Below are 24,513 nucleotides of genomic sequence, written 5' to 3'. Positions count from 1 at the left end.
CGCAAATGGATCCCTGACGTGCGTCACGCGACTGATTCAGGGAGACTAATTCAGATTCAGGGAAAGGTGCCCGCCGTCCGTGGGGCACCTTTTTCTCGGAGCGAAGGGTATGGGAAACGTGTCGCTAAAGCAACTGCCGTTACCGTTCGTTTCCCGTCAGAGAACCTTCGAAAGGAATTTCTGGGTCAGCGGGTTCTGCGGGTCGGTGATCACCTGTTTGGCCTCGCCAATTTCAGCGATCACGCCCTGATGGAAGTAGGCCACACGATCAGACACATCCCGGGCGAAGCCCATCTCATGGGTCACGCAGATCATGGTCATGCCTTCTTCCGCCAACAGGCGCAGCGTTTCCAGTACCTCGCCCACCAGTTCCGGATCGAGCGCAGACGTCACTTCGTCAAGAAGCATGAAATCCGGCTTCATGGCGAGCGCGCGGGCAATGGCCAGACGCTGTTGCTGACCGCCGGACATTCTCGTCGGGTAGACGTCGAACTTGTCTCCCAGACCAACGTGTTCCAGCTCTTTCTTGGCGATTTCCATCGCCTCGTCCCTGCTCATCTTTTTGACAATGCGGGGTGCAAGAGCCGCGTTTTCCAGCACGGTCATGTGCGGGAAGGCGTTGAACTGCTGGAACACCATGCCCAGCTTCTGGCGCAGTTTGTCTTTGTTGGTGTCTTTGCTGTGAACGTCAATATCGTTGACCAGGATCTTGCCCGAATTGATGGTCTCAATCGCATTGATGCAATACAGCAGCGTTGATTTACCACTGCCAGACCCGCCGATGACACTCAAGACCTCGCCGTTGGGGACATCCAGACTGACGCCTTTAAGAACTTCTAGGTCACCAAAGGATTTATGGACATTCTGGACGCTGATCATATTGCCATTTTCCTCTCGAGATGCCGCCCGTAATGGGAGAGCGGGTATGAAATAATGAAGTAGAAGATACCAACACCGATCAGGATCATGAGGGGTTGCTGGGTTCGGGAAATAAGCTGTTCCGAGGTGCGCAGCAGCTCCATATAGCCAATCACCGAGACCAGAGCCGAGTCCTTGATAACACTCAGGGCAACGCCCATCCAGGACGGAAGGACCGCTCGCAGGCCAATGGGGAACCGGATGTGATAGACGGTCTGCCAGTAGGTCATGCCCAGTGAGCGGGCAGCGGTCTGCATGGATTTGCTGACACCTTCGAAGCCACCCCGAAACACTTCACTCATGAAGGCCATGGTGTACAGGGACAGCACGATGGAACCGGCGACAAAAGGATTCAGCGGGTGCCCGATGGCGCCGATAAAGGTGGTGAACAGAATCAGCTGGATGATCAGCGGAACGCTTCTGAGAATGTCCAGGACACTGCCAAACAGCACGTTAACCGCTTTGTTGCTTTCAGCCCGTGCAAAACCAACGGCCAGGCCCAACAGGGTGCCCACAACAATGGCGACCACGGAGATCGTAATCGTATTCCAGACGCCGGTCAGGATGTAGCCAGTGTCGTCCCAGGACAGGGGTGTAAACAGAGAGTTCATCAGACTTCCCCCTTGAACAGTCGGCGGGAAAGTAGTGATGCACCGAACAGCACCAGTTTGGTGATGACGTAGTACATGACGGCCGCCACAATGAAGAACTCAAGCGTGCGGAACGACAGCGACTGCAGTCGCTGGGTGGTGCCGGACAGCTCGCTCATGCCCACCAGAATGCCCAGCGAACTCATCAGGATGGACCAGACCAGCTGGTTGGTCATCGGATGGTAGATGCGCCGCAGCATTTGCGGAAGGATGATGTATCGATAGGTCTGAATGCTGGTCATTCCCAGGGACTTGGATGCCCTGTACTGGGTGCTGGGTATTGACTGGAAACCGCCCCGGAATGTCTCTGTAAGGTATCCCGCATTAATAAAAACCAGGGCGCTCAGAACGGCGGCATAGGGGCTCAGGTGAATACCAAATGCACCCAGGCCGAAGTACGCCATGTAAATTTGAAAGAGTGCCGGTGTGTTACGGGCGATTTCGACCCAGACAGTCGCGACATGGCAAAAGGGTTTGGTGTTATTCATCTTGGCGATTGCAAGCAGTATGGCAATCGCAATACCCAGAAGCATGGCGAGAACAGAAACGTGCAGGGTGACAAAAGCACCGTTCAGTAACTCAGGCATTTTCTGGAACACAGTGTTCCAGTGAAATTCGTATTCCATACCTTGGCCACTTTATGTGGTGGGAGGGGGCTGGCCGGCAACCTGTTCAGGCTGCCGACCAGTGTTCTAAGCCGTTACACAAGAGGCTGTGTGGCTTACTTGTTGTCCCTCAGGGACTTGATCAGATCGGCCGGTGCGTCTGAACCGAAGTACTTGTTGTACGCTTCGTTCATGTTGCCATCGCGAATCTGGCGGATCAGGAACAGGTTCAGATAGTTGATCCACGCCACTTCGTCTCGCTTGGCGATGATGCCCACTACGTCGTCGTAATTCGGTACGTAGGGACCCGCCTCGAAGTCTGCGAACTCTTCGCTACGCAGCTTGGTTGCGATGTTGGTGTTGGTAGAGATGATTGCGTCTACCTTGCCCTGATAGAGACCGAGGAATGCGTCATTCTCGGATTTGAAAGACGTATAGTTGTCTTTGCCCCAGCCCTGCTGCTCAGCGTAGGCCAGGTATTCGGTCTCGTAGGTTGTGCCGAGGGCGGCGCCAACTTTCAGATCTTCCAGATCACTGAAGGACTCAATGTTCTTGTCCTCGTTAGAAATGACCTGGAACTTGAATACGAAGTACGGGTAGGTGAAACCGACGGACTTGGCGCGCTCCAGAGTGTCAGAGGTGGAGCCGATAACCACGTCGGTCTTTCCGGACACCAGGGAAGGTATACGATCGCCCCAGGTCAGGTTCAGAACATTAACGTCGACGCCCAGCGCTTCGGCCAGGTCCTTACAGTAATCGACGTCAAAGCCCGCTGGTTGGTTGTTCTCATCCAGGTAGCCCATGGGCGGGAAATCGAGGACCACACCGCAGTTCAGGGTGCCGCGTTTGATGACGTCGTCAAGCTGGTCGGCCGTCGCGTTCACAGAGGTGAGCGCAACGCAGGCAAGTGCGGCTGCCGTTAGTTTTTTGATCATAATTTGCTTCTCCAGTTCTTTTTCTTTAATCAAGAAATGCAATATGTATATGCACTAACAATGTACACAATGAAGTCTACCTGAGAATATTTAGTGATAATCACTAAAAGCCCGATTTAAAAAGGCGTTTCGACTCTTATTCTGGGTTTCTACAGTTTTCCTCCTCGGCATGAATGAAAATTTTGTGAAACAGGCGGTGCTATCCGGCGGGAAACGCCCGATCAGGCAAAATCGTAATCTCCGCCTTTCTGCAGCGCTCGCTGATAGGCTGCACGCGCATGTACCCGCTTGACCCAGGCGTTGATATTGGGTCTGCTCTCGCCAACAATTCCCCGCGCCACCGAGGCCTCGAGCGGAAAGCTCATCTGGATGTCCGCTGCGCTGAGGTGTTCCCCGAGAAACCAGGTTTTGTCCGTCAGATGGGCTTCGACAAAGTCCAGGTGCGTTTTGATCATCGGTCCGATAAAGATCTCATTGGTTTTGTCGGAAATGCCTTTCGCGACTGGCTTTATAAAAAACGGCATCGGACTGGTTTTGACCTTCTCAAACACCAGGCGCATGACCAGCGGCGGCATCAGGGACCCTTCGGCATAATGCAGCCAATAGGTGTAATCCAGCCATGCCTGGCCGCCGGCTTCGGGCAACATGGTGTCTTTTCCGTAAGTCTGGGCCAGATACTCAATAATAGCTCCGGATTCGGCGACTACCAGTTCACCGTCGGTGATGACCGGCGATTTGCCCAGCGGGTGGACCTTTTTAAGACTCGCCGGCGCAAGCATGGTTTGCGGATCGCGCTCGTAGCGTTGGATCTCGTAGGGCACGCCCAGCTCTTCCAACATCCAGAGAACGCGTTGTGAGCGGGAGTTGTTCAGGTGATGGACCGTAATCATGGGGTGACTCCGTTGGGAAAAATAGGCAGTTAAGCAGTGTAGGTGCTAAAAGCCGTTTTGGTTCACCCCAGTCAGGATTGGTAAAAGCTTGTTATTGCTTCAAGCAGGGTGTCCACATCCTGCCGGCTTACGTCCCGGTGGGTCACGAAGCGGATGGGGTTTCCTGCGGTGATCAGGATACCCTGGCTCGCCAGGTAGTCCCTCAGTTGTGAAGCTTTGCCCTGCAGGCAGCGGGCATAAACGATGTTGGTCTGTGTGTGGGCGGGGTCGATTTCGAGTTGTTCAATGTCGGCCAGTCCGGCGCTGAGATAGCCAGCGTTTTCATGGTCTTCTTCAAGTCGCAGGGGCCCTTCCTCCAGCGCGATTCGTCCGGCAGCGGCAAGAATGCCTGCCTGGCGCATGCCGCCGCCGACCATTTTTCGCAGCCTGATTGCCCGGGCTATAAAGGCCTTTGAGCCCAGCAGCAATGAACCTACCGGCGCTCCCAATCCTTTCGACAGGCACACGCTGACGGAATCGTAGTGCTTTGTTATCTCTCTGACGTCGCAACCTGATTTCACCGCCGCATTGAATACCCGGGCTCCATCCAGGTGCAGCAGAAGGTTGTGCTCATCGCAGAAATTTCGGGCCCGGCGCTGGTAGTCCAGCGACAGCACTTTGCCACCGATAGTGTTTTCCAGCGAAAGCAGTCGGGTGACCGCAAAATGGAAGTCGTCCGCCTTGATGGCGGCCCTGGCTTTGTCCAGGTCAATGCTGCCGTCGGCTTCGTTCACAATCGGTTGTGGCTGCACGCTGCCCAGCACGGCTGCGCCTCCACCCTCATAGCGATAGTTGTGGGCCGACTGGCCGCAGAGGTACTCATCGCCCCGGCCACAGTGGGCCATGATTGCCAGCAGGTTGGCCTGGGTGCCGGTAGCGGTAAACAGCGCTGCTTCAAAACCCAGCCGCTCGGCAGCATAGGCCTGCAAACTGTTGATAGTCGGGTCGTCGCCGTAGACGTCGTCGCCCACCTCGGCATGGGAAATGGCTTCGCGCATGGCGGGGGTAGGGCGGGTGACGGTGTCGCTGCGGAAATCGATCATGGTGCTGGTGCCTGGTGAAAAAATCGGTATGGTCTCATTCTACAGACTACATCCTGGTAATCTGTACCCCTTTGTATTTTCATTATTCCATCCCCATAAACGGTATAGAAATCCACAGATCAGGAGGTCATCAATGTCGGATACATCGCTCAAGGAACAACTGGCAACCGCCGTTAAAAACGCGATGCGTGAAAGGGATAAAACCCGACTTGTCACACTTCGTATGGCCCAGTCGGCAGTCAAGCAGATCGAGATTGATGAGCGCCGGGATCTGAGCGACGAAGACGTTCTGAAGGTGCTGGACAAAATGCTGAAGCAGCGCCGCGATGCCGCCAGCCAGTACGATGATGCCGGCCGTGAGGAACTGGGCGACAAAGAGCGGGCGGAAATGGTGATTATCGAGGAGTTCATGCCCGCTGCCCTGAGCGAGGACGATCTCGATGCCCTGATCCGTGCGTCTATCAGTGCTACCGATGCCCAGGGTATGCAGGACATGGGTAAAGTGATGAATGATCTGAAGCCACAGGTTCTGGGTAAGGTCGATATGGGTCACCTGAGCAAAAAAGTGCGGTCGGCGCTGGCAGGCTGAATAGCGCCGGGGCCAGGTTTCCATTTATTAACCTGGGTTGTTTTTAGCGGGCTGCATCCCGACCAAGAAAAGTGTCTGATTCATAAAACTGGCAAAGGAGGGCTGAATATGTCCTTGAAAGACGAATTGATCAAAAAAGCCGAAGCCCAACTGGATGAATGGGAAAAAGAGGCTGACGCCCAGAAAGCCAGAGCAAAGGCTAAAGCAGCGGAAGCGAGGAACGAAAAGGCAGGCGCAGACATCCAGCAGACAGGGTCTGACGCGGTGCGCTCACTGCAGGACAGAATCTCTGAAGGCCGCAAAAAGCTGGACGAAATGAAAAAGAGCAGTGAGGACAACGTGGATTCGCTTCGCAAACAGCTGTCTGATCTGATCGGACCGGACAAGGCCAAGAAGAAGTAATCAGAGGGGCCCGGGCCGCGCCCGGGCTCTCGCCAGCGCTATCAGCCCCGCTTGCGGGCCGAAAAAGCGTGCTGCTTAAGATCTTTGATAATCTCGGGCACTTTGAGAGGCAGTAATTTTCCCGCCGCCTGCAACAGGTGAATAACTACATTGATCCGCTTGTACCACAGCAGGCGCTGGATCTTTTTCTTCATCGGAATGTAGCCTTCCCGGTACAGCTCTTCCACACGATCGGCGTTGTTGGTGAGGCTGTAGTCACTCAAATCCAGCGGCACCGCGATGTCAGCGGTTTTCAGCTGCTTGCGGGTGTTAAAGTCGATGCCGATGTTGATGGCGTTGGCGATAACATCGAACGTGTTTTCCGGCTTCGGGTAACGGCCCACATGGCTGAGATCCACCGCGATTGTGATGCCCGCGCCCATCTTCGCCAATGGTGAAATGGGGACGTTTTCAACCAGCCCACCGTCCACCAATATCCGCCCATCGATCTCTACCGGCACAAACAGGCCGGGTACCGCCATGGAGGCACACACGACCTCCGCCAGATTGCCTTCCCGGAAAATAAGTTGCTCGCCGGTTTCGATATCCGTTGCGCAAATCGCCAGCGGAATACTGGCGTCCTCGATTCTTACATCCCCCAGGTCCCGCAGGATCATCTCACGAATGGCATCGGTACTGAAAAGCCCACCTCGCTCAAAGGTAAAGTTGATAATTTTCGAGAGGTTCAGCGTCGAGCAAATGGAGAGGATGGATTCCGCCGGGCGCCCGAAGGCGTAATAGCTTGCGATCAACGCGCCTGCGCTGGTGCCCGAGATGCAATGAACCTTGATCTGTTCCTCTTCGAACGCTTTCAGCACGCCAATGTGGGCGATACCCTTGGCCGCACCGCCGCCCAGAGCGAGGCCGATTCGGGTATTGAACGGGTTGAGTTTCATTAAAGCGCCTATTGCTGTTTAAAGGGGGAGTCGTTTGAGGGTATTTTAACAGATCGGATGCATCAAAAAGACCACTCAGGAGGATCCAATGCCGAGTATTGATCCGACCCGCGAATCCATTGAAAACCTGCGGAAGGCCGTACCCATGGACAAGCCGGTCACCATGCTGAATCTGTTGCTTACCCTGTGAATTGTCCTTGCTTTGCCCTACGCTTGGAAGGCTGTTAATGCCAAATCAGGTGGGTTCCATAAGGCTATGTCCGACAAAGAGCTACGCTCCAGATCCGATAAACAGTCGATTGACGAGTTTATCCACCAGGTTCAGAAACTCCCCGTACAAAGCGGGGAGCAGGGCCGGCTGATTTTCGCGTTGGACGCCACCGCCAGTCGTGAACCTACCTGGGATCAGGCCTGCCACCTGCAGAGTGAGCTGTTCATGGCGACGCGGGATCTGGGCGGCCTCTCTATCCAGCTCTGCTATTACAGGGGGTTCGGGGAGTTCAGGGCGACAAACTTCGTGAATGAAACCGGTCAGTTGCTGAACCTGATGAATGGTGTTTCCTGTCTGGGCGGACGCACCCAGATCAGCCGGGTTCTAGCCCATGCAGTGAAAGAAACCCGTCGGAAAGCCGTTAAAGCCGTCGTATTTATTGGCGACTGCTGCGAAGAGCCGGTGGATGAGCTTTGCCATACTGCGGGGGAGCTGGGAATGCTGCGCACGCCCGTGTTTATGTTCCATGAAGGCGCCGATGCCCATGCCCGTGCCGTATTCCAGCAGGTGAGCAAGCTTTCCGGTGGGGCCTACGCTCCGTTTGATCGCAACAGCCCGCAGGTTCTGAAGGATCTTATGGCGGCTGTGGCTGTCTATGCCTCTGGCGGGCCAAAAGCGCTTCAGGACTTCTCCCGACGCAGCTCCGCGGAAGTGAAACGCCTGACACAGCAAATCAGGTAGGGCTTGAGGGAATCCGAGTGCCATTAACGTTTCTGGTGATCATTTTTGCGGTTGGTGCCTGGCTCTGGTTGCGCAACCAGCCGGCCAGTCAACGCAAGCCAGCGATTATCAAGCTTGTGTCCATTGCCGGTGTCGGCATGGTGGTGTTGCTGGCCCTGACTGGCCGGTTGCACTTTCTGTTTGCCTCGCTGGCCTTTCTTTTCCCGTTGTTGCGCCGCTTCCTGCCGTCCCTGCTCATGGGGCGCATGGCAGGGGCAGGTGCGGGAGGCGCAAAAGCGAGTGCCGGAAACCAGTCCCATGTGTCCAGCGAGATTCTGGAAATGAGCCTGGACCATGACTCCGGCACCATGAGCGGAAAGGTTGTAAAAGGCCCGATGGCGGATCGGGAGCTGGCGGACCTGGGCGAGAGTGAATTTCTTGAACTGCTACGCTATTGCCGTGAGAACGACGAAGATTCCGCACGGCTGCTGGAAACCTATCTTGACCGCCGTTTCGGCGATTCCTGGCGCGCTGATGACGACGCCGGCACAGGTGATAGTGAAGCAGACAGCGGCGCGGGTGGCAGTGCCGGCGGGCCTTTAACCGAAAGCGAAGCGCTGGATATACTGGGGTTGTCGCCGGGTGCGAGCCGGGAAGAGATCATCCGCGCCCATCGCCGCATGATGCAGAAAATGCATCCGGACCATGGTGGCAGTAACTACCTGGCGGCCCGTATCAACGAAGCCAAAGAAACTCTGTTGAGATGATTCTATGGGAACCCTGCTAATTATCCTGGTCGTGCTTTTCCTGGCGTTGATTGTCATCATTCCGCTGGTGGAAAAGTACGCGCCCAGGGGTGAAAACCGTGACCTGAACAAGATTGCCCGGTGGATTATTCCGCTGATGGCTCTTCTGATTGTGATGCAGATGCTGCGGCATTATTTTGGCTGATAGAACTATAGAGGGAAGACATTATGGCTCTGAAAACGCTTCCGGAAATCGTAGCCGAAACCAAATCGGCTTTGCATTGCCTGACACCTGAACGAGCGAAGGAGTTGATGGGCAAAGATAGCGGTGTTCTGGTAATTGATGTGCGTGAACCCGACGAAGTGGCCAACAAACGGCCTGCCAACACCATCAACATTCCCCGCGGTGTGCTGGAGATGAAGATCACTGAACACACCACGGACCCGGACCAGACCATATTGCTGCACTGTGCAACGGGCGGGCGAGCGGCGTTGGCTGCGGCGTCACTGGAGCATATGGGATTTCGCAATGTCAGCGTGATCGACTGCAGTGCTGATGAACTGATCGCGCATTTGGGCGATGGGTAGGAGGGCTGTCAGGCTGTGGTCAAGGCAATACTGAGCAACCAGCGCCTGCCCTTCTCGATTCGGGATACCTGGTGCTGGTGCAGGTCCGGCCGAAAAAGATAAACGCGGCCAAAAAGATTGAAGATGTTCTTGTCGCAAATGAATTCACCGCCTCTTTTGGGCTTCGCAAGTACATAATTCAGTTTGTACAGGCGGCCTTCGGCGATCATGTCCACATGCGGTACTACCCGATGTCCTTCCGGGTATCGTACCGAATAGATATTGAGGTACCTGGAGCGAAACAGAATTCGCGTTGTTACCTTGGCTTTTTGCACGGTTAAACCTCCGCTCATTTCCGGGCACTCTTTATTTCTGAACATTCTTCATTTCCGGACGCCCAGCCGGTCCAGATAAACATGGAGCTCGGCTTCACTCATATCAACATATTCCAGCACGCGACCATAGAGCATTGCGGTCGGAACATTGCGGTTATCAAGCTCCTCCTGGGTTTGTTTCAGTACGTAGAGCACGATGCGCTCAGTGCGGGTCAGGCCATCCCGAGCGTCCGGGATGGTTTCCTGGATTTCTTGCCATTCTTCCTCGGTCATTGACTTGTGCGGTTGATCCGCAATCTCAGAACGAATGGCCAACCAGGCCAAGCACGCCCATGGCAATCAAATACCCGGCGACGATGTAGTTCAGCAGTTTCGGGAAGACCAGAATGCCGATGCCGGCACCCAGGCTGATGAGGGGAGCGAGTTCAAGATGCAGGGTCATAAAGATCCTCCTGTGCTGTGTTTTGTTGATGCGTCCAGCATGCCGTTTTAAGCCTTTAAAATAAATGAGCCTTACCTTTTTATTTGAAAATAGAACGAACGGGCCCTAACCTCAGAAAGACCGGTAAAACGTGCGACCGCTGGAGGTTCGATTGTGACGTCCGTATCGAGCACAGGATTTGCCCTGTTTGGTGCAGCCTTGATTGCGATCAGTTACGGGCTCGCGCGCTTTGCCTTTGGCCTGTTTGTGCCGCCTATTCGAGCGGACCTGGGCCTGACTCCTTTTCTGATTGGTATTATCGGCGCGTTACCCCTGATCAGCTTTGTGTTCGCCTCGGCGGTTGCTCCGATGGCCGCGATCCGGCTTGGCGCCCGCAACACAGCAGTTATGTCCGGTGTATTCGGGGTCGTCGGCCTGGTATTGATCAGCCAGTCCACGGGACCTCTTTCCCTGGGAGTGGGTGTGTTTTCCTGCGGTATCTGTACCGGATTGATGATGCCAGCACTGACCGCGGCCATGCAGGTTCTGGTTGATCGATCGCTGCATGGGCGGGTCAGTTCGGTAATGAATGCCGGTACCAGCATCGGCGTTGCCGTTTCGGTGCCTGTTGTTCTCTTCATGGCCGGTCTCTGGCGCTACGCGTATATGGCTTTCGCGGTGATGGCGGTGATCGGTGTATTTGCAGCCTGGTATGTCATCCCGTCGGTATCGCGGGTTACACCGTCTAATGCAGCGTCACCAGAGCCGATCAGCGCTTTGCAGTGGTGGCGGCTGCTACGGTTGTCGGCGTTTGCCTTTGCCATGGGATTTGTCTCTGCCGCCTACTGGATCTTTGCGCCGGATCTGGTGGTGACCCTGGGCGAACTACCGTCTTCCGCAACGGGCTGGATCTGGCTTGCGGTGGGCGTTGCCGGGCTGGGAGGCGCCGTGGCGGCCGACATCGCCGACCGAAACAATCCGCCGGTCACCCAGGCCCTGATGTTGATGATGCTGGCGGCAAGCCTGGCGTTGCTGGCCGCCAGCCCTGCCCAGATCTGGTTGGCAGGGTTTTCCGCGCTGGTGTTCGGGCTTGCCTATATGAGCCTGACCGGCCTGTACCTGATGACCGGCATCCGGCTGTTGCCCGGCCGGCTGTCCATGGGGCCGGTGCTGCCGTTCATTGCGGTTTCGTTGGGTCAGGCCGTCGGGTCGCCGGTTGTCGGTGTGTTGGTCAATAATTTCGGGTATGCCATTGCCTTTGCCACGTTTTCCGCCATCGGTATCTGCGTGGCGCTTCTGTCCCCGCTCTATCCCCGTTATATCGACCAGGGAGGCGATGAAGAAGCCGAAGAGGAAACTGGCCTGCAGGCAGCCTACGATTACCAGTTGGTCGACGAAGAGGGCGAGCCATACAGCTACGAGGAAGAAGAGCAGGCCAAAAGCTAGTGGTCTGTCTGATCAAGAACGGCTTGCAGGCTGGTTGGCTGAATGCCCAGGTCGCTGAAGGTACCCACGTTGCGGCCAACCACATTGTCGTTCTCCATCAGGATGACCTGATCCCGGTTCAATGGCGGATTCGGCAGCCTGCCGAGGATCGCTGCGAGTAAGCGCCAAAAGGTAAACGGCAGGGGGATTTTCGGTCGCTTGCGACCCTGGTGTTCAAGAACGAGATCGATGCACTCACGGTAGGTGTAAGTCCCCCCTCCGCCCAGTTCGAAGGTTTTGCCGGCCGTTTCGGGCATTTCAATGCACCATCGGACCGCCTTTGCTATATCGCCCACGTACACCGGCTGAAGCCGGGTCTTTCCCTGGCTAAACAGTGGAATCACGGGGAATGTGGTCAGCATTTTCAGAGCGCTGACAAAGCCCGCGTGTTGATCACAGAGGGTGCTGGGCCGAAGAACGATGGTGTTCGGAAAGGACTCGCGAACGGCTGCTTCGCCCTGGGCCCGGGCGCGGACGTACTTCGAGGCCGAGGCGGTGCTGGCGCCGATTCCGGAAAACAGGATCTGTCGTTCAACGCCCATGTCCAGGGCGCAGCGCGCGGCTCTGCCGGCGCCCTGAACGTGGATCTGGTCAAAGGTGAGTCCGTGCCTTTCATTGTAAAGGGCGACGGCGTTAACCATGGCGGTGGCACCTTCAAGTGCCTGCCGCAGGGAATGCTCATCCAGCAGGTCACAAGTAACCATTTCGGCGTATTCTGATTGTGGTTGGGTCGTCCGTTCCGGATGCCGGCAGGCAATGCGGACGCGATATCCGGCTTCCAGAAGGTCGCTCACGATGGAGGACCCGAGAAACCCGGTTCCCCCCAGAACGGTAACGATTTGCTCAGCCATCAATTGCCTCCGGTACCAGGAGCTTCTCGAGTTCCGACGCCGGCACGGGCCGACCGAACAGAAACCCTTGCATCCGGGTGCAGCCTAGTGCCATCAGAGCGCTTTTCTGGCCTTCGGTTTCGATGCCTTCCGCTATTACCTCATTGCCCAGTTCATGGCCAATGGCGATGATGGCCCGCACCAGCACATCCGTTCGGTTTTCCTCGGTCAGTCCGCTGACAAACAGCCGGTCGATCTTCAGGGTATCGAATGTAAAATTCCGAAGATAGGCGAGGCTGGAGTAACCGGTACCAAAATCGTCCAGTCCCAGCTTGACGCCCAGTTTACGGATAGCGCTCAGGGTGTTCCGGTTTTCATCCACCTGGCGGATCAGCATGCTTTCCGTGACTTCCACCTCCAGCAGATTGGCGGGCAGTCGGCTCTGGAAAAGGGCGTCTTCCACACGCTCCAGGAAGTCTCCGGTTTCCAGCTGGGCGGCACAGGCATTGACCGATACCCGCAGGGGTGTGCCAGCGTCCAGCCAGGCGCGCGCCTGACGGCAGGCGTGAATCAACACCCAGTTGCCAAGTTCGGGCATCAAGCCGGCGGCTTCTGCGACCGGAATAAAACGTGCGGGGGAAACCGAGCCCAGGCTCTTCGATTGCCATCGCAGTAGCGCTTCAGCCCCGAAAACCCGGCCGGACTGCTGGCAGACCTGGGGTTGGTAAGCCAGATGAAATTCGTCGCGCTCCATTGCCCCGGCCAGAGCAGAGCGCAGGGTCATCCGGTCGTAGACTTCTTCCCTCAGCCCGGGCAGGTAGAATGCGTAACTGGCGAAGAGTGCACTTCGCAGGGCGAGTTCGGCATTGCATAACAGTTCATCCGACAGGCTGGTGTCCGTGGGTGCCACGCTGGCGCCGATACGGCAACTGACGTAAACAGGGCCGTCGCTCAGGTGTATTGGCTGGGTAATGCCGTCAATAAGGGTGTTGATGATGTTGACGAAATATTCGGTGCTATCCTCATGGGGGCCACTGGTGCAGGCGGTAGCCATGAAGTGCCCACCGCCCAGCCGACCGCCGAACCTGGCTTGGCAGTGGCTGGTGTCTATGCGGCGAACCAGTTCCCGGATAACTTCATCGCCTGCCCCGTAACCTCTGGAATGGTTGATCTGCCCCAGATCGCTGACTTTGATCACAAAAGTGGCCAGCCGCTGTCCGTCTGCAACCGCCCTTGCCAGCTCTACGGAGAGCCTCTGGCGCGCAGGCAAGCCGGTCGTGACCAGCGGTATAGCGGAGGCTGATGCAAGCGGAATACTTATGGGGTCGCCCGACACTAAACTGCGTCTTTCTTCCGATGCCGTCATTCCGGTTACCCTGAATTGAATTTGCTCTAAAGTGCCTGTTCCGGAAAGGAATTACTATCGGGCGGCGCTGAAATTGCCTAGGGCGTTCCCTACGCTGGTCTATAGAAGATCCTGTGAAAGGGCGTAGCGCACCAGGTCCGAAATGTTCTGGGCGCCGAGTTTTTCCATCAGACGGGCCTTGTGGGTACTCACGGTCTTGGAGCTGACGAAGAGTTTTTCGGCTATCTCCCCCACGGACAGGCCTCGGGCCAGGTCCAGGAAGATTTCGTACTCGCGTTTGGTCATACGGGCGTGGGGTAGTTCCTCTGACTGGCCCGTGAGCGCATTAATGGCCATCTTGTTGGCCAGCTCTGGGGTGATGTACACCTGCCCCTCTGCCACTTTTCGCAGGGCCTGAAGTATTTCCCCAGGCGGTTGCGTTTTGGTGATGAAGCCGTTGGCACCGGCACGGATTGTGCGGGTAGCGTAGTGGTCTTCACGATGCATGCTGAGTACCAGCACGCGGGTCTGTGGTGCCCGGCGCCGAACCTTTTCAATCAGTTCCAGTCCGGAGCAGCCGGGCATGCTCATATCCATCAGAAATACGGAAGGTTGGCACTCTGGCACTTCGGCGAGCGCCTGATCGCCATTGGGGGCTTCGCCGATTACGTTCATGTCTTTCGCGGTGGCAATCAGCGAGCGCATCCCTTCCCGTACAATACTGTGGTCGTCCGCAATGTAGACACTGATCATTGGGTAACCTCCTCACGGGGCAGCATCACGCTGATGTGAACCCCTTTGCCAATGGCCGATTCAACGGTCAGATCTCCACCCATCATGGCGACGCGCTCGCGCATCCCTACCAGGCCAAAGCCTGACTTGCGAACCTTGCCCGGGTCAAAGCCTGCACCGTTATCCCGAACGTCCAGAGTCACTCTTTCGTCCGATTCACGGTAGTCAACACACACAGACGATGCGTCCGAGTGGCGGCTGATGTTGGTCATGCATTCCTGCAGTATCCGGAACAGGGCGGTTGCAACGTCGCCTTTCAATACACTTTCCCCCGATGGCTCGGAGTTCCACTGAAGACCGAGGCCGGTGCGACTCTCGCATTCGTTAAGAAACCATTCGGCCGCTGCTTCAAAACCCAGATCGTCCAGCATGGCAGGGCGGAGGTTGGCGGAAATATCCCTCACTTTCTCAACCGCCTCGTCCACGTGCCCGACGATCTTTTCCAGCCGACGAACATGGTCGGGTAGCAGTTCGTTCATGTCGTCCAGTGCCATCCCCAGGCTCAGCTTTAATGCTGTGAGTGTCTGGCCCAGTTCGTCGTGCAGGTCGCGGGCAATGCGACGTCTTTCCTGTTCCAGTATCTGCTCCTGGGCCTGGCTGAGTCGACGCAACTCTTCGCGGGAGCGTCGTAGCTCCGACTCTCGCTGCATGCTCTGGGTGATGTCTCGCTGCACTGAGGCAAAATAGGCTTTGCCCGCTTTGCCAGCAGCAGGAATGGGCACAATTTCAATTTCATTCCAGAAGGGTTCGCCATCCTTGCAGTAGTTGACCAGTACGTCCTTGACCGGTTTCCGGGCTTCAAGTGCTTTCCTGATTCTTTCCAGTGCCCTGGCGTCTGTTTCCGGGCCCTGGAACATACGTGGGGTTTTGCCCAGAATCTCGTCTGGCCGAAAGCCGGTCATCCGCTCTACGCCATCGTTTACATAAATGATTGGCGGACCCGGCTCATCCAGGGGTTCTGTTTCGGTGATGATTATCACGTCCTGAATCTGCGCCATACAGGCTTCCAGTAAACGCCGGCTTTCTTCCAGCCGGTGACGTTCGGTTTTATCCCGGGCAATGCCGAAAACCCCCACCACTTCGCCATCGGCAAGCGTGGGGATATAGGTTACTTCAGCTATGGAACGACGGCCGTTGCGGCCGATTACCGTGCATCGATAACTGCAGGGCCTGCCAGCCAGGGCGGCGTCGAAACAGAGTCTTGCCGCGTCGCGATCCGCCTGATCCACCAGCGATTCCCAGGGCGCATTGCAGAGCTGTTCCTTGCCGAAGCCGGTCAGGTGGTCTGTGCAGTGGTTGGTTTCCACCAGGCGCCCGTTCAGATCGAGACTGCAAACTGCATCCGGGTTTTCGGTAAACAGTGAACGGTAACGCTGCTCGTTCATGGCGACACGTTCGGAAAGGGCCCGGTACTCGGTGATGTCCGTTATCTGAACAAACCGGGAATGGTCGGGGCAGGTCTCGCCTGCAATGGCAAAGCGGAAGCGGCGCGTACCAATGCTGGCTTCGAACTCGCGGGAATGGTCAGGGTTATGGTTTTCTGAGTGAAGGCAGAATTTCAGGTTCTCCCGAGAGTTTTCACTGATCCAGTCGAAGAGGTTTTCATCCTTCGCCAGACCGCTATCCAGTTTCTGGGCGGCCTGGTTCAGTTCGCATATCCCGCCCGCTGGATCGACCCTTAGCATGGCGCCGGGGATCGTATCGATTGGAAGTACCATTGGCAGCTCTTTTAGGTTTATTCAGCATCCATGTTTTACTGTAGCATGCTATGCAATGTCTTGAAGGCCGTCAGGCTTCTGCGGCATTTCGTTTTCCGGCCCGGCTGCCTGTGATGGCCTCAGCCATAATGCCCAGAGGGAGAATTTCGACGGCCGCTCCTCGTTCAATCGCTTCCCGCGGCATGCCGAATACCACACAAGTGTCACGATCCTGGGCAATGGTATGGGCACCAGCCTGACGCATTGCCAGAAGACCGTTGGCACCGTCATCACCCATGCCGGTCATGATGATGCCAAGGGCGTTTCGCCCGGCTACCTGAGCCACGGAACGGAATAACACATCTACCGAGGGCTTGTGTCGGTTGACCGGCGGGCCATCGGCAACGCTAACCCGGTACTGGGCACCACTCCTTCTGAGCTGCATATGTCTGCCACCGGGGGCGATCAATACCAGACCTGGAATAACCCGGTCTCCATCTGCCGCCTCGCGCACTTCACAGCGACACAGCTGGTTGAGTCGGTTCGCGAAAGCTGCTGTGAACTTCTCGGGCATATGCTGCACCACCACGATACCGGGGCAGTCGGCCGGCATGCGCGTCAAGACTGCTTCCAGCGCATGGGTGCCGCCGGTCGAGGTACCCAGTGCTACCACCTGGTCTGTCGTCTGGCTCATTGCCGCAGGGGCAACCGGCCTGCGTTCCGCCGGTGGGGCAGCCCTGGGGGCGCGAACAGGTCCCAGGCTGGCGCGGGCCGCTGCCTTGACTACCTGAAGCATGTGCTGGCTGCCGGATTGCAGAAAATCCTTCAGGCCCACTTTGGGTTTGGTGATGATATCCACGGCCCCGGCTGACAGAGCCTGTAGCGTGGTGTCCGCCCCTTTTTCCGTCAGTGTTGAGCAGATAACGACCGGCGTCGGGCGTTCCTGCATCAACTTGCGCAGGAAGGTAATGCCATCCATGCGGGGCATTTCCACATCCAGCACAATGACATCCGGCCAGTCCCGCTGCATTTTCTGCAGGGCAAAAATCGGGTCAGGGGCGGAGCCGGCAATGCGAATGCCCGGGTCTGCTCCCAGCATTTGTGTCAGCACCTGCCGGACGACGGCGGAATCGTCGACGATAAAAACGCTCACAGGGGTAGTCATGCGACTTCTCCGGAACCATTAGCCTGCCTGCTGTCGGCACTGCCGTCGCCCTGTCTTACCCAGACGTCGCCATTGGCAATATTGAAGACCAGCTGTCGATACCCGCAGCCACCAAGGCTGCGGGCGACTGTTTTCAGTTCGTATCGTTGCATAAGGGCCTCTGCCGCCTGGATGTTGCGACGAGCCACAGAGCCGCCGCCGGGCCCGACATCGAACATGCTTGCTCCGCCGAAAAGCTTGGCTTCGTAGTCGCCGGGGCGTGTACCCATTCGTCGGATTTCTGCGACCATCAGCCGCATGGCGTCTTCCCCGTAGCGCGCATTCAGAGCCTCATCGGAATGAGGGTGAGCGTCACCCGGTAGCATGTAGTGGCACATGGCCCCAAGCTTGAGCTGCGGATGCCACAGGGTAATGGCAACACAGGACCCCAGGGTGGTGTAAATGCGCGTATGCCGATCGCCGAAGTACCACTCGCCGGGGTGCAGGAAAATATCGATGCCTGATTCGAGTGCCGTTGTCATTTTGCCGCCTGGTAGACAGAGGGCATGACCACATCCAGCCCCGTGTCGAACCCATTGAGTGTTTCGGAATGGCCGATGATCAGATAGCCGCCTGGCTGAAGACAGCTTCGCAGCCGGCTGACCACCTGTCGTTTTGTTTCGGCGTTGAAATAGATCATCACGTTGCGCAGAAAGATCACGTCAAACAGCCCAACATCCGGCAGCCGGATGTTCAGGTTTACCTGCCGGAAATCCACCCTGGCCCTGAGGGCAGGGTCGACCATCAGGCTGCCCTCGGCCTCCCCGATACCCCTAAGACAATAGCGCTTGAGACATTCCTGGGGGATCTTGTCGGTGCGGGTCATGGGGTAGCGGCCCTTACTGGCGCGTCCGAGCACTTCGGTGCTGATGTCCGAGGCCAGGACTTCCCAGCCCGTTTTCCCCAGAGCATCCGACAGCACCATGGCGGCGCTGTAGGCCTCTTCTCCGCTGGAGCAGGCGGCACTCCATAGCCGGAAGGGCCGACGTCGCGAATGTTGGGGCAGAACTTTGTCCCGCAGGAATTCAAAATGCCGCGGCTCGCGGAAGAAATAGGTTTCGTTGGTGGTTAACAGGTCCACCGCTGTCTGTTTTTCGGCGGTGTCCTGGCGCAGGTGCTGCCAGTAGGCGCCGTAACTGTTCAATTGAAGGGCTTTCAGGCGCTTTGATAAACGCCCGGCCACCATGGTTTTTTTGCTGGCGGGCATGTGGATGCCCGCCACCGCGAAGATCATCTGCTGGAACTCCCGGAACTCGGCTTCGCCGAGGACCGGGGCACAGCCCGCCGCAGAGGCAGGCTTTACTTCAGCTGTTGTAGCCATCGTTGTTGTCCGCAATAGCGGCCAGTTCGGCCATTTCACGGGTGTTCAGTGCCTGCTGGATATTCAGCAGAATCACGAACTGGCCCTGCACCTTGCCCATGCCGGCAATGAAATCCGCGCGTATCCGGGCGCCAAAACTCGGTGCCGGTTCAATGTCCGCTGGCGGAATCTCAAGCACTTCCGATACCGAATCCACAATCACGCCAATTTCCTGCAGGTGCTCTTCGCCACCAACGCCATTCTCGACTTCGAGGATGACCACGCAGCTGCGCCGGTTGATGTTGCTTTCACCCCGGCCGAACCGTGCCGACAGGTCGATAACCGGCACCACACTGCCCCGAAGGTTGATCACGCCCCGCACAAAATCCGGCATCATGGGTACGGTGGTCAGGCTGCCGTACTCGATAATTTCGCGGATGTGCAGGATGCCAACCGCGAACATTTCCCGGCCGATCTGAAAGGTCAGGTACTGGTTCTGGTCCCCAGAGGTACCGACAATCCTTACAACCTCTTCACTTCTTTGTGGCTGACTCATAAAGCCCCCTGATCAGAACCGCACATAGGCGGACGCATCGAACTCTTCGCTGTCGCGGGCCGGCCTGACTACTTCACGGCCCCTGGCCGGTGCAACTTCGTGGCGCGGTTTGACGGGCGGCTGGGCAGTGGCGTTGTCATTGACACGGAAGAACGCCATGGCCTGCTGCAACTGTTCTGCCTGTGACGACATCTCCTCGGACGTGGCTGCCAGCTCTTCAGAGGCGGACGCGTTCTGCTGGGTAATCTGGTTCAGCTGTTCCATGGCGCCGTTGATCTGCTCTACGCCGGCAGACTGCTCGCTTGAGGCAGCGGCGATCTCCTGGACCAGATCGGAGGTTTTCTGGATGGAGGGCACCATTTCTTCCAGCAGCTTGCCGGCGCGTTCTGCCAGATTTACTGACGATCCGGCCACTTCACCGATCTCCTGCGCGGCGACCTGGCTGCGTTCGGCAAGCTTGCGGACTTCTGCCGCAACGACTGCAAAGCCCTTACCGTGTTCACCGGCACGGGCGGCCTCGATGGCGGCGTTCAGGGCCAGCAGGTTGGTCTGGTAGGCAATGTCGTCGATGATCGAAATCTTCGCGGCAATGCTCTTCATGGCAGTTACGGTCTGCGCCACGGCTTCACCGCCTTCGGCGGCTTCCTTGGCGGCCTTGCTGGCCATGCCATCGGTGATGGAGGCGTTTTCAGTGTTCTGGCTGATGGAGGCTGTCATCTGCTCCATGGAGGCAGAGGTTTCCTCAACGCTGGAGGCCTGTTCGCTGGATGCCTGGGAGAGGGACTGGCTGGTGGCGTTCACCTCTTCCGAGGCGGAGGCCAGGTTGTCGGCGCCAGAGCGTACTTCACTGATCACCTGGGAAAGCTTGCGGACCATATCGCCCATGGCTGCCAGAAGCTGGCCGGTTTCATCGCGGCTGTCGGCCTCAATACGAACGGTCATGTCGCCATCGGCCAGACTGCGCGCGGCAGAAACGGCAGTGCCCAGGGGGCGAACAATGCCTCGGGTGATCAGCCAGGCGAACAGAACACCGATGATGACCGCCAGAAGGGAAAGGATGCCAACGGCAGACAGTGCGGTTTCTACGATCTCCGTGGTCTCTTCGCTGGCTATCGTAATCTGTTCGTCCTGATAAACCAGATAGTGCTGGATATGTTCCATATAGGTATTCAGGCGGTGACGCGTTTCCGTCATCCAGAGTTCGGTGGCGGCCAGCTCGTTGCCGGTTTGAAGAATGTCGAAGACACGCCCCCGGCTTTCGATGAAGGCCTGCCGACTTTCAGTGATTTCCTCAATGTTTGCGCGGTCTTCCTCCGTAACAATCAGGGTTCTCAACTGGTCAAGCGTTGACTTTATTTCCCGGTCCCGCTCGGCAATCTGGTTGTAGAGTCTGTCGATTTCGGCTTTTGGCGTATTGTCGTTGGTCAGGAGCAGGTCCAGAGAGGCCAGGGAAGCATTCTGGGCGAAGTAGATGATGTTGTTGGAAAGTTCCAGCCGCTCGGCTTTCTCGCCAGCCAGCGTGTTCACTTTGTCATCAATGGTCAGAAGGCGCTCGGTCGACAGAATGGCGACTGCGCCCAGCAGTAACAGCACCACAGCGAAGGCGATGCCCAGACGCGTGCCGATTTTAAGATTTTTCAACATGGTGTTCTCCGATAATAATCAGTTAGACGCCGAAAGCCGTGGCCGGGCGCTGTGGTTGGTGCCGCGGTTTGCGACGTCTTCTTTCTGGGCGACCTGGTGGATCAGGGCGGGTACGTCCAGAATCAGGGCAACCTGACCGCTCCCCAGAATGGTGGAGCCGGACAGGCCTTTGAGATGGGCAAAAATGCCGCTCAGAGGTTTGATAACGGTTTGATGCTCGCCCAGCAGCTCGTCCACGATCAGCCCGGCTTTCTGGCCACCGTGGCGGACCACGATGATGTTCTGGCGGCGCCGGAGCTCACCCGCGACCTGGAACTGTTCCCTCAGGCGTATCAGCGGAAGCACTTCCTGGCGCAGATTGATGTAGTCCTGGTTGGCGCTGATTTTCTGTTGCTCGGCGCTGAGTTCGGTGCATTCGACCACCATTTCCAGGGGCACCACGTAGGTGGCATCGCCCACCCGGGCCAGGAAACCGTCGATGATGGCCAGGGTCAGTGGCAGGCGGATGCGGAATGTGGTGCCGCCGGCGATACCAGGTGAGACCAGTTCCACCATGCCCCGCAGACTTTCAATATTGCGCCGCACCACATCCATGCCCACGCCGCGGCCGGAAAGGTTGGTGACCTGTTCGACCGTGGAAAAACCGGGCTCGAAAATCAGGTTGAATACTTCCTGGTCGGTCAGGTTGGCATCTGCTTTGATCAGATCCCGTTGCTCCGCCTTGGCCAGAATGCGGTCGCGGTTGAGGCCGCTGCCGTCATCGCTGACTTCGATCACGATGGCGCCGGACTCGTGGTAAGCATTGAGGTGAACGCGACCGCGGGTAGCCTTGCCTTTTTCGGCCCTGGCCGCTGGCATTTCCACGCCATGGTCACAGGCGTTGCGAACCAGATGGGTCAGGGGGTCGGCGATTTTCTCAACCACGGTTTTATCCAGCTCTGTGTCGGCACCGGTGATGATCAGCTCGATGTCTTTGCCCAGCTCTGAGGACAGGTCCCGAACTACGCGCTGGAAGCGCTGGAAGGTTTCACCAATGGGCACCATTCGCAGGTCCAGCGAGCTGTCGCGGATTTCCTCCACCAGCAGGTTGAGGTTGGCAGCAGATTCGCGGGCGGTGGTATCGCCGGAACGCTCGGCGTCCAGAGACACGGAGGCGGAGGCGATCACCAGTTCGCCCACCAGGTTGATCAGTTTGTCCAGTTTGTCTGCCTGTATGCGCAGGTGCTGTACGGCCTTCTTGCGACGGCCTTCGGTGGGGTCAGCAGGTTCTTCTTCGCCCGTCTGAGCCTGGTCTTGGTTCGGAGACTGAATCGGGCTTTTTTCGGGCTGCCCAGGGGCCTCGATATCCAGTTGGTAGAGATCCCCGGCGAATTCGAAAACATCCTCAATGGCGGCCCGGCTGGCAGATGTGCGCAGGGAAACAGCAAACCCCAGGTAACAGGCCTCCGGGTCGAATGCGTCCAGTGCCGGTAATGCCTGATCAATCAGGGTGACCTGTTCCAGTTCTCCCAGGGTGCCGAGAAAACGGATAAAGCCCAGCGGGTCCATGCCATGGCGCAGGGCGTCAATGTGGATCTGCATACGGATACGCCAGACGCCGCTTTCGTCAGATACTTCGGTGGCATCCTGGGCGGATTGAGTCACCGGGGTGGCAGAGGGGGACTGGTAGGGAACCAACTCCGCAAGCAGTGATTCGCCGGCCGGGTCAAGATGTGCGGCTTCTGATGGCTCGGGCACTTCCACCAGCAGGCTGATGTGGTCCCGGCAGCGCAGAAGCAGGTTGGCCAGATCCCGGTTCAGCGCGATTTCGTCGGAGCGTAACCGGTCCAGCACGTTTTCCACCACGTGGGTAAAGTTCACCACATGGTCCAGTCCGAACATGCCGGCAGAGCCTTTCACCGTATGCACGCACCGGAACAGGGCGTTCTGTAGTTCGGTCTCGCCCGGTCGGGTCTCAAGATCCAGCAGAATCTGCTCCATGTCGGACAGCAGCTCGCGGCTTTCGTCCAGAAAGGTTTGAAGGGCGAGATCCATGTTCATTGCGTTTGCTCCAGACCAGCCAGTTCCATCACATCCCGTACTGCGTCGCTGGGGTTCACCAGCGATACCGGCACATTGGCTGGTGTTCGAAGGGATCTGGCCAGCAGCAGGATCTGCAGGCCAGCGGTGTCCAGTTCGGTGACACCGGCCAGGTCAACGTGGCGTAATTCGCCGGACCCGAAGGCCTTGCATAGGTATTCCGACGCGGTATTGGCCTGGTAAATGGTCAGCTCGCCGTGAACGGCCAGGCAGCCGGTTTCGGCGCTGAAATCGATAAATGCGCTCACGGGCCCACCAGTTTGTTGACCGCCGCCAGCATCTGCTGGGGCTGGAAAGGTTTGACCATCCAGGCTTTTGCGCCGCCCGCCTGGCCCTGCATTTTCTTGTCTTCCGCGGACTCGGTGGTCAGCATGATCACCGGCGTAAACTTGTATTCGGGGCGGGCTTTCACCTCCTTCAGGAAGGTGAGGCCGTCCATGTTCGGCATGTTCACGTCCGAGATCATCAGGTGGACCCGCTGGCCGGTCAGCTTGCTCAGTGCATCGCGGCCGTCACAGGCTTCGATGACCTCAAAACCGGCGCCTTTCAGGGTCAGGGATACCACCTGCCGGATGGAGGCGGAGTCGTCTACGATCAGAATACTTTTGCTCATTTGGTCACAATCCAATAGCTGGTTCAGAAAAAGGTGATGTCGCCTGTTGCGACCGGTGCGGCGGTGGTCTTTTTGCCGCCACCGTGGTTGGTGTGTTCCTCAGCCATGGCGTAGGAGGCTTCCAGATCACGCATTACGGAGGACACATCCAGTGCCTGTGCGTCGGGGGCGCTCATGCGCTCGGCAATGCCTTCCATGCTGGTGCTGACGTGGCTGAGCATCTGGCTGGTACGGTCCTGGAACTGAAGCTGAACCAGTGAGTCTTCCACTTCCGACTGGATGCCTAAGTTGGTCTGGCGAAGGGATTCGGCGGACTCCACCAGGCGCGCGCCCAGCCCCTGAAAATCCGACAGCACCTGTCCGATGGTCTGCTCGGAGGTTTCCACCGCCTTGCTGTCTCTGCCCCGGGAGTCCTGGGCGGCGGAGATTGCCGCGCGAATGGCATCGCCGATGTAATTCACTTTGGTGCTGATGCGTTCGCCGGTTTCGGCGGAAAGGCGGGAGAGTTTGCGTACTTCGTCGGCTACTACAGCAAAGCCGCGACCGTGCTCGCCCGCCCGGGCAGCTTCGATGGCGGCATTCAGTGCCAGCAGGTTGGTCTGTCCGGCGATGGTGGCAACGTCCTGGGCCATGTTGTCCAGTTCGTCCACGAAGGTATCCAGGCCGTTTATCTGGTTCAGCAGGCCGTCCCGTTCCCGGAGGGCGTTCTTGAGACTGTTTACAACTGATTGGAGATCGTTCTCGGCGCGGCCAAATGCGCTTCCCATGCCGCCTTCCAGTGATTCCGCAACATCCGCTGCCATTTCAGTCGACAGCCTCAGCTCGGTTGACAGGTTGACGAAGCAGCCGGACAGATCCGTAACCGCCCGCTCAGTCTGATAGCGCACGGTTTCCACGTGGGTAGCCCAGGTTGGCAGCAATTTCTCGCCGAATTCCCGGTGGCTTTCGCGGTAGGATTCGCA

Annotated in this window: 30 protein-coding genes; 7 read left to right on the top strand and 23 right to left on the bottom strand. The window is 57.4% G+C overall.

The genetic code is table 11. The features are described 5' to 3' along the window. Positions 1–156: 156 nt before the first annotated feature. The 6 genes from FPL19_RS02590 to ltaE form a co-directional block, all read right to left on the bottom strand. Complete coding sequence (locus tag FPL19_RS02590; RefSeq protein WP_150910325.1) at positions 157–879, bottom strand: amino acid ABC transporter ATP-binding protein; 723 nt, start codon at positions 877–879, stop codon at positions 157–159. Then, positions 876–1,529, bottom strand: coding sequence for an amino acid ABC transporter permease (locus FPL19_RS02585; protein ID WP_150910323.1), 654 nt, complete (start codon positions 1,527–1,529; stop codon positions 876–878). The genes FPL19_RS02590 and FPL19_RS02585 overlap by 4 nt, the downstream gene beginning before the upstream one ends. Then, complete coding sequence (locus FPL19_RS02580; RefSeq protein ID WP_150910322.1) at positions 1,529–2,194, bottom strand: amino acid ABC transporter permease; 666 nt, start codon at positions 2,192–2,194, stop codon at positions 1,529–1,531. Before FPL19_RS02580 ends, FPL19_RS02585 begins: the two co-directional genes overlap by 1 nt. A gap of 95 nt (positions 2,195–2,289) precedes the next feature. After that, entirely contained in the window at positions 2,290–3,108 is an 819-nt protein-coding gene (locus tag FPL19_RS02575) for a transporter substrate-binding domain-containing protein (protein WP_150910320.1), read from the bottom strand. Between the two features lie 221 nt (positions 3,109–3,329). Next, positions 3,330–3,998, bottom strand: coding sequence for a glutathione S-transferase family protein (locus FPL19_RS02570; protein ID WP_150910318.1), 669 nt, complete (start codon positions 3,996–3,998; stop codon positions 3,330–3,332). Between the two features lie 71 nt (positions 3,999–4,069). Continuing rightward, the gene (gene ltaE, locus FPL19_RS02565; protein WP_150910316.1) at positions 4,070–5,080 is read right to left on the bottom strand and encodes a low-specificity L-threonine aldolase; all 1,011 of its coding nucleotides are present in this window, start codon (positions 5,078–5,080) and stop codon (positions 4,070–4,072) included. Positions 5,081–5,213: 133 nt separating this feature from the next. On the opposite strand from ltaE, the gene FPL19_RS02560 reads away from it, so the two are divergent. Together FPL19_RS02560 and FPL19_RS02555 are read left to right on the top strand one after the other, a co-directional pair. After that, on the top strand, positions 5,214–5,669 hold the full coding sequence (locus FPL19_RS02560; protein WP_150910314.1) for a GatB/YqeY domain-containing protein: 456 nt from the start codon (positions 5,214–5,216) through the stop codon (positions 5,667–5,669). 108 nt (positions 5,670–5,777) lie between these two features. Then, entirely contained in the window at positions 5,778–6,071 is a 294-nt protein-coding gene (locus FPL19_RS02555) for a hypothetical protein (protein ID WP_150910312.1), read from the top strand. Positions 6,072–6,112: 41 nt separating this feature from the next. On the opposite strand, the gene FPL19_RS02550 is transcribed toward FPL19_RS02555, so the two are convergent. Further along, positions 6,113–7,006: a patatin-like phospholipase family protein gene (locus FPL19_RS02550; protein WP_150910310.1), complete on the bottom strand. Its 894-nt coding sequence runs from the start codon at positions 7,004–7,006 to the stop codon at positions 6,113–6,115. Between the two features lie 256 nt (positions 7,007–7,262). Between FPL19_RS02550 and FPL19_RS02545 the strand changes: the two genes are divergently transcribed. From FPL19_RS02545 to FPL19_RS02530, 4 genes are read left to right on the top strand one after another with little or no spacing between them, the layout of a single operon-like run. Beyond that, positions 7,263–7,958 carry a VWA domain-containing protein gene (locus tag FPL19_RS02545; RefSeq protein WP_150910309.1) on the top strand — a complete coding sequence of 232 codons (696 nt, stop codon included), beginning with the start codon at positions 7,263–7,265 and terminating at the stop codon, positions 7,956–7,958. Between the two features lie 17 nt (positions 7,959–7,975). Then, on the top strand, positions 7,976–8,704 hold the full coding sequence (locus FPL19_RS02540) for a DnaJ domain-containing protein (RefSeq protein WP_150910307.1): 729 nt from the start codon (positions 7,976–7,978) through the stop codon (positions 8,702–8,704). 4 nt (positions 8,705–8,708) lie between these two features. After that, positions 8,709–8,888 (top strand): hypothetical protein, encoded by a 180-nt coding sequence (locus FPL19_RS02535; protein ID WP_150910305.1) that lies wholly within the window; start codon positions 8,709–8,711, stop codon positions 8,886–8,888. Between the two features lie 23 nt (positions 8,889–8,911). Beyond that, entirely contained in the window at positions 8,912–9,271 is a 360-nt protein-coding gene (locus FPL19_RS02530; RefSeq protein WP_150910303.1) for a rhodanese-like domain-containing protein, read from the top strand. 8 nt (positions 9,272–9,279) lie between these two features. Here the strand turns inward: FPL19_RS02530 and FPL19_RS02525 are convergent, their stop codons facing one another. The 3 genes from FPL19_RS02525 to FPL19_RS02515 are packed head-to-tail and all read right to left on the bottom strand — an operon-like array spanning position 9,280 to position 10,027. Beyond that, the gene (locus tag FPL19_RS02525) at positions 9,280–9,603 is read right to left on the bottom strand and encodes a 2OG-Fe(II) oxygenase (RefSeq protein ID WP_150912368.1); all 324 of its coding nucleotides are present in this window, start codon (positions 9,601–9,603) and stop codon (positions 9,280–9,282) included. A 30-nt stretch (positions 9,604–9,633) separates the two neighbouring features. After that, on the bottom strand, positions 9,634–9,858 hold the full coding sequence (locus FPL19_RS02520; RefSeq protein WP_150910301.1) for a hypothetical protein: 225 nt from the start codon (positions 9,856–9,858) through the stop codon (positions 9,634–9,636). 25 nt (positions 9,859–9,883) lie between these two features. Continuing rightward, entirely contained in the window at positions 9,884–10,027 is a 144-nt protein-coding gene (locus tag FPL19_RS02515; RefSeq protein ID WP_150910299.1) for a DUF3096 domain-containing protein, read from the bottom strand. 153 nt (positions 10,028–10,180) lie between these two features. Here FPL19_RS02515 and FPL19_RS02510 point away from each other — a divergent pair, with 153 nt between their 5' ends. Beyond that, a complete protein-coding gene (locus FPL19_RS02510; RefSeq protein WP_150910298.1) occupies positions 10,181–11,452 on the top strand; it encodes an MFS transporter in 1,272 nt (423 codons plus the stop codon). Here the strand turns inward: FPL19_RS02510 and FPL19_RS02505 are convergent. The 13 genes from FPL19_RS02505 to FPL19_RS17820 form a co-directional block, all read right to left on the bottom strand. After that, positions 11,449–12,342 carry a complex I NDUFA9 subunit family protein gene (locus FPL19_RS02505; RefSeq protein ID WP_150910297.1) on the bottom strand — a complete coding sequence of 298 codons (894 nt, stop codon included), beginning with the start codon at positions 12,340–12,342 and terminating at the stop codon, positions 11,449–11,451. The two genes, FPL19_RS02510 and FPL19_RS02505, sit on opposite strands and share 4 nt — an antisense overlap. Beyond that, positions 12,335–13,687: a putative bifunctional diguanylate cyclase/phosphodiesterase gene (locus FPL19_RS02500; RefSeq protein ID WP_150910295.1), complete on the bottom strand. Its 1,353-nt coding sequence runs from the start codon at positions 13,685–13,687 to the stop codon at positions 12,335–12,337. Before FPL19_RS02500 ends, FPL19_RS02505 begins: the two co-directional genes overlap by 8 nt. 99 nt (positions 13,688–13,786) lie before the next feature. Further along, positions 13,787–14,419 (bottom strand): response regulator, encoded by a 633-nt coding sequence (locus FPL19_RS02495; protein ID WP_150910293.1) that lies wholly within the window; start codon positions 14,417–14,419, stop codon positions 13,787–13,789. After that, complete coding sequence (locus FPL19_RS02490) at positions 14,416–16,176, bottom strand: PAS domain-containing sensor histidine kinase (protein WP_150910291.1); 1,761 nt, start codon at positions 16,174–16,176, stop codon at positions 14,416–14,418. The genes FPL19_RS02495 and FPL19_RS02490 overlap by 4 nt, the downstream gene beginning before the upstream one ends. A gap of 70 nt (positions 16,177–16,246) precedes the next feature. After that, positions 16,247–17,320 carry a protein-glutamate methylesterase/protein-glutamine glutaminase gene (locus FPL19_RS02485; protein ID WP_150910289.1) on the bottom strand — a complete coding sequence of 358 codons (1,074 nt, stop codon included), beginning with the start codon at positions 17,318–17,320 and terminating at the stop codon, positions 16,247–16,249. Then, positions 17,317–17,841, bottom strand: coding sequence for a chemotaxis protein CheD (locus FPL19_RS02480; RefSeq protein WP_150910287.1), 525 nt, complete (start codon positions 17,839–17,841; stop codon positions 17,317–17,319). Before FPL19_RS02480 ends, FPL19_RS02485 begins: the two co-directional genes overlap by 4 nt. Further along, the gene (locus tag FPL19_RS02475) at positions 17,838–18,680 is read right to left on the bottom strand and encodes a CheR family methyltransferase (RefSeq protein WP_150910285.1); all 843 of its coding nucleotides are present in this window, start codon (positions 18,678–18,680) and stop codon (positions 17,838–17,840) included. The genes FPL19_RS02480 and FPL19_RS02475 overlap by 4 nt, the downstream gene beginning before the upstream one ends. Next, positions 18,664–19,215, bottom strand: coding sequence for a chemotaxis protein CheW (locus FPL19_RS02470; RefSeq protein ID WP_150910284.1), 552 nt, complete (start codon positions 19,213–19,215; stop codon positions 18,664–18,666). Before FPL19_RS02470 ends, FPL19_RS02475 begins: the two co-directional genes overlap by 17 nt. Positions 19,216–19,227: 12 nt before the next feature. Beyond that, positions 19,228–20,859 (bottom strand): methyl-accepting chemotaxis protein, encoded by a 1,632-nt coding sequence (locus FPL19_RS02465; protein ID WP_150910282.1) that lies wholly within the window; start codon positions 20,857–20,859, stop codon positions 19,228–19,230. Positions 20,860–20,877: 18 nt separating this feature from the next. Continuing rightward, complete coding sequence (locus tag FPL19_RS02460) at positions 20,878–22,899, bottom strand: chemotaxis protein CheA (RefSeq protein ID WP_150910280.1); 2,022 nt, start codon at positions 22,897–22,899, stop codon at positions 20,878–20,880. Next, positions 22,896–23,186: an STAS domain-containing protein gene (locus FPL19_RS02455; RefSeq protein WP_191965199.1), complete on the bottom strand. Its 291-nt coding sequence runs from the start codon at positions 23,184–23,186 to the stop codon at positions 22,896–22,898. Before FPL19_RS02455 ends, FPL19_RS02460 begins: the two co-directional genes overlap by 4 nt. After that, on the bottom strand, positions 23,183–23,551 hold the full coding sequence (locus tag FPL19_RS02450; RefSeq protein WP_150910276.1) for a response regulator: 369 nt from the start codon (positions 23,549–23,551) through the stop codon (positions 23,183–23,185). The genes FPL19_RS02455 and FPL19_RS02450 overlap by 4 nt, the downstream gene beginning before the upstream one ends. A 23-nt stretch (positions 23,552–23,574) precedes the next feature. Beyond that, entirely contained in the window at positions 23,575–24,318 is a 744-nt protein-coding gene (locus tag FPL19_RS17820) for a methyl-accepting chemotaxis protein (RefSeq protein WP_404802810.1), read from the bottom strand. Between the last annotated feature and the right edge of the window lie 195 nt (positions 24,319–24,513).

The organism is Marinobacter halotolerans, assembly GCF_008795985.1.
GTDB classification, from domain to species: Bacteria; Pseudomonadota; Gammaproteobacteria; order Pseudomonadales; family Oleiphilaceae; genus Marinobacter; species Marinobacter halotolerans.
The sequence above is the reverse complement of the archived record's forward strand: the minus strand, read 5'-3'. Positions and strand labels throughout refer to the sequence as shown.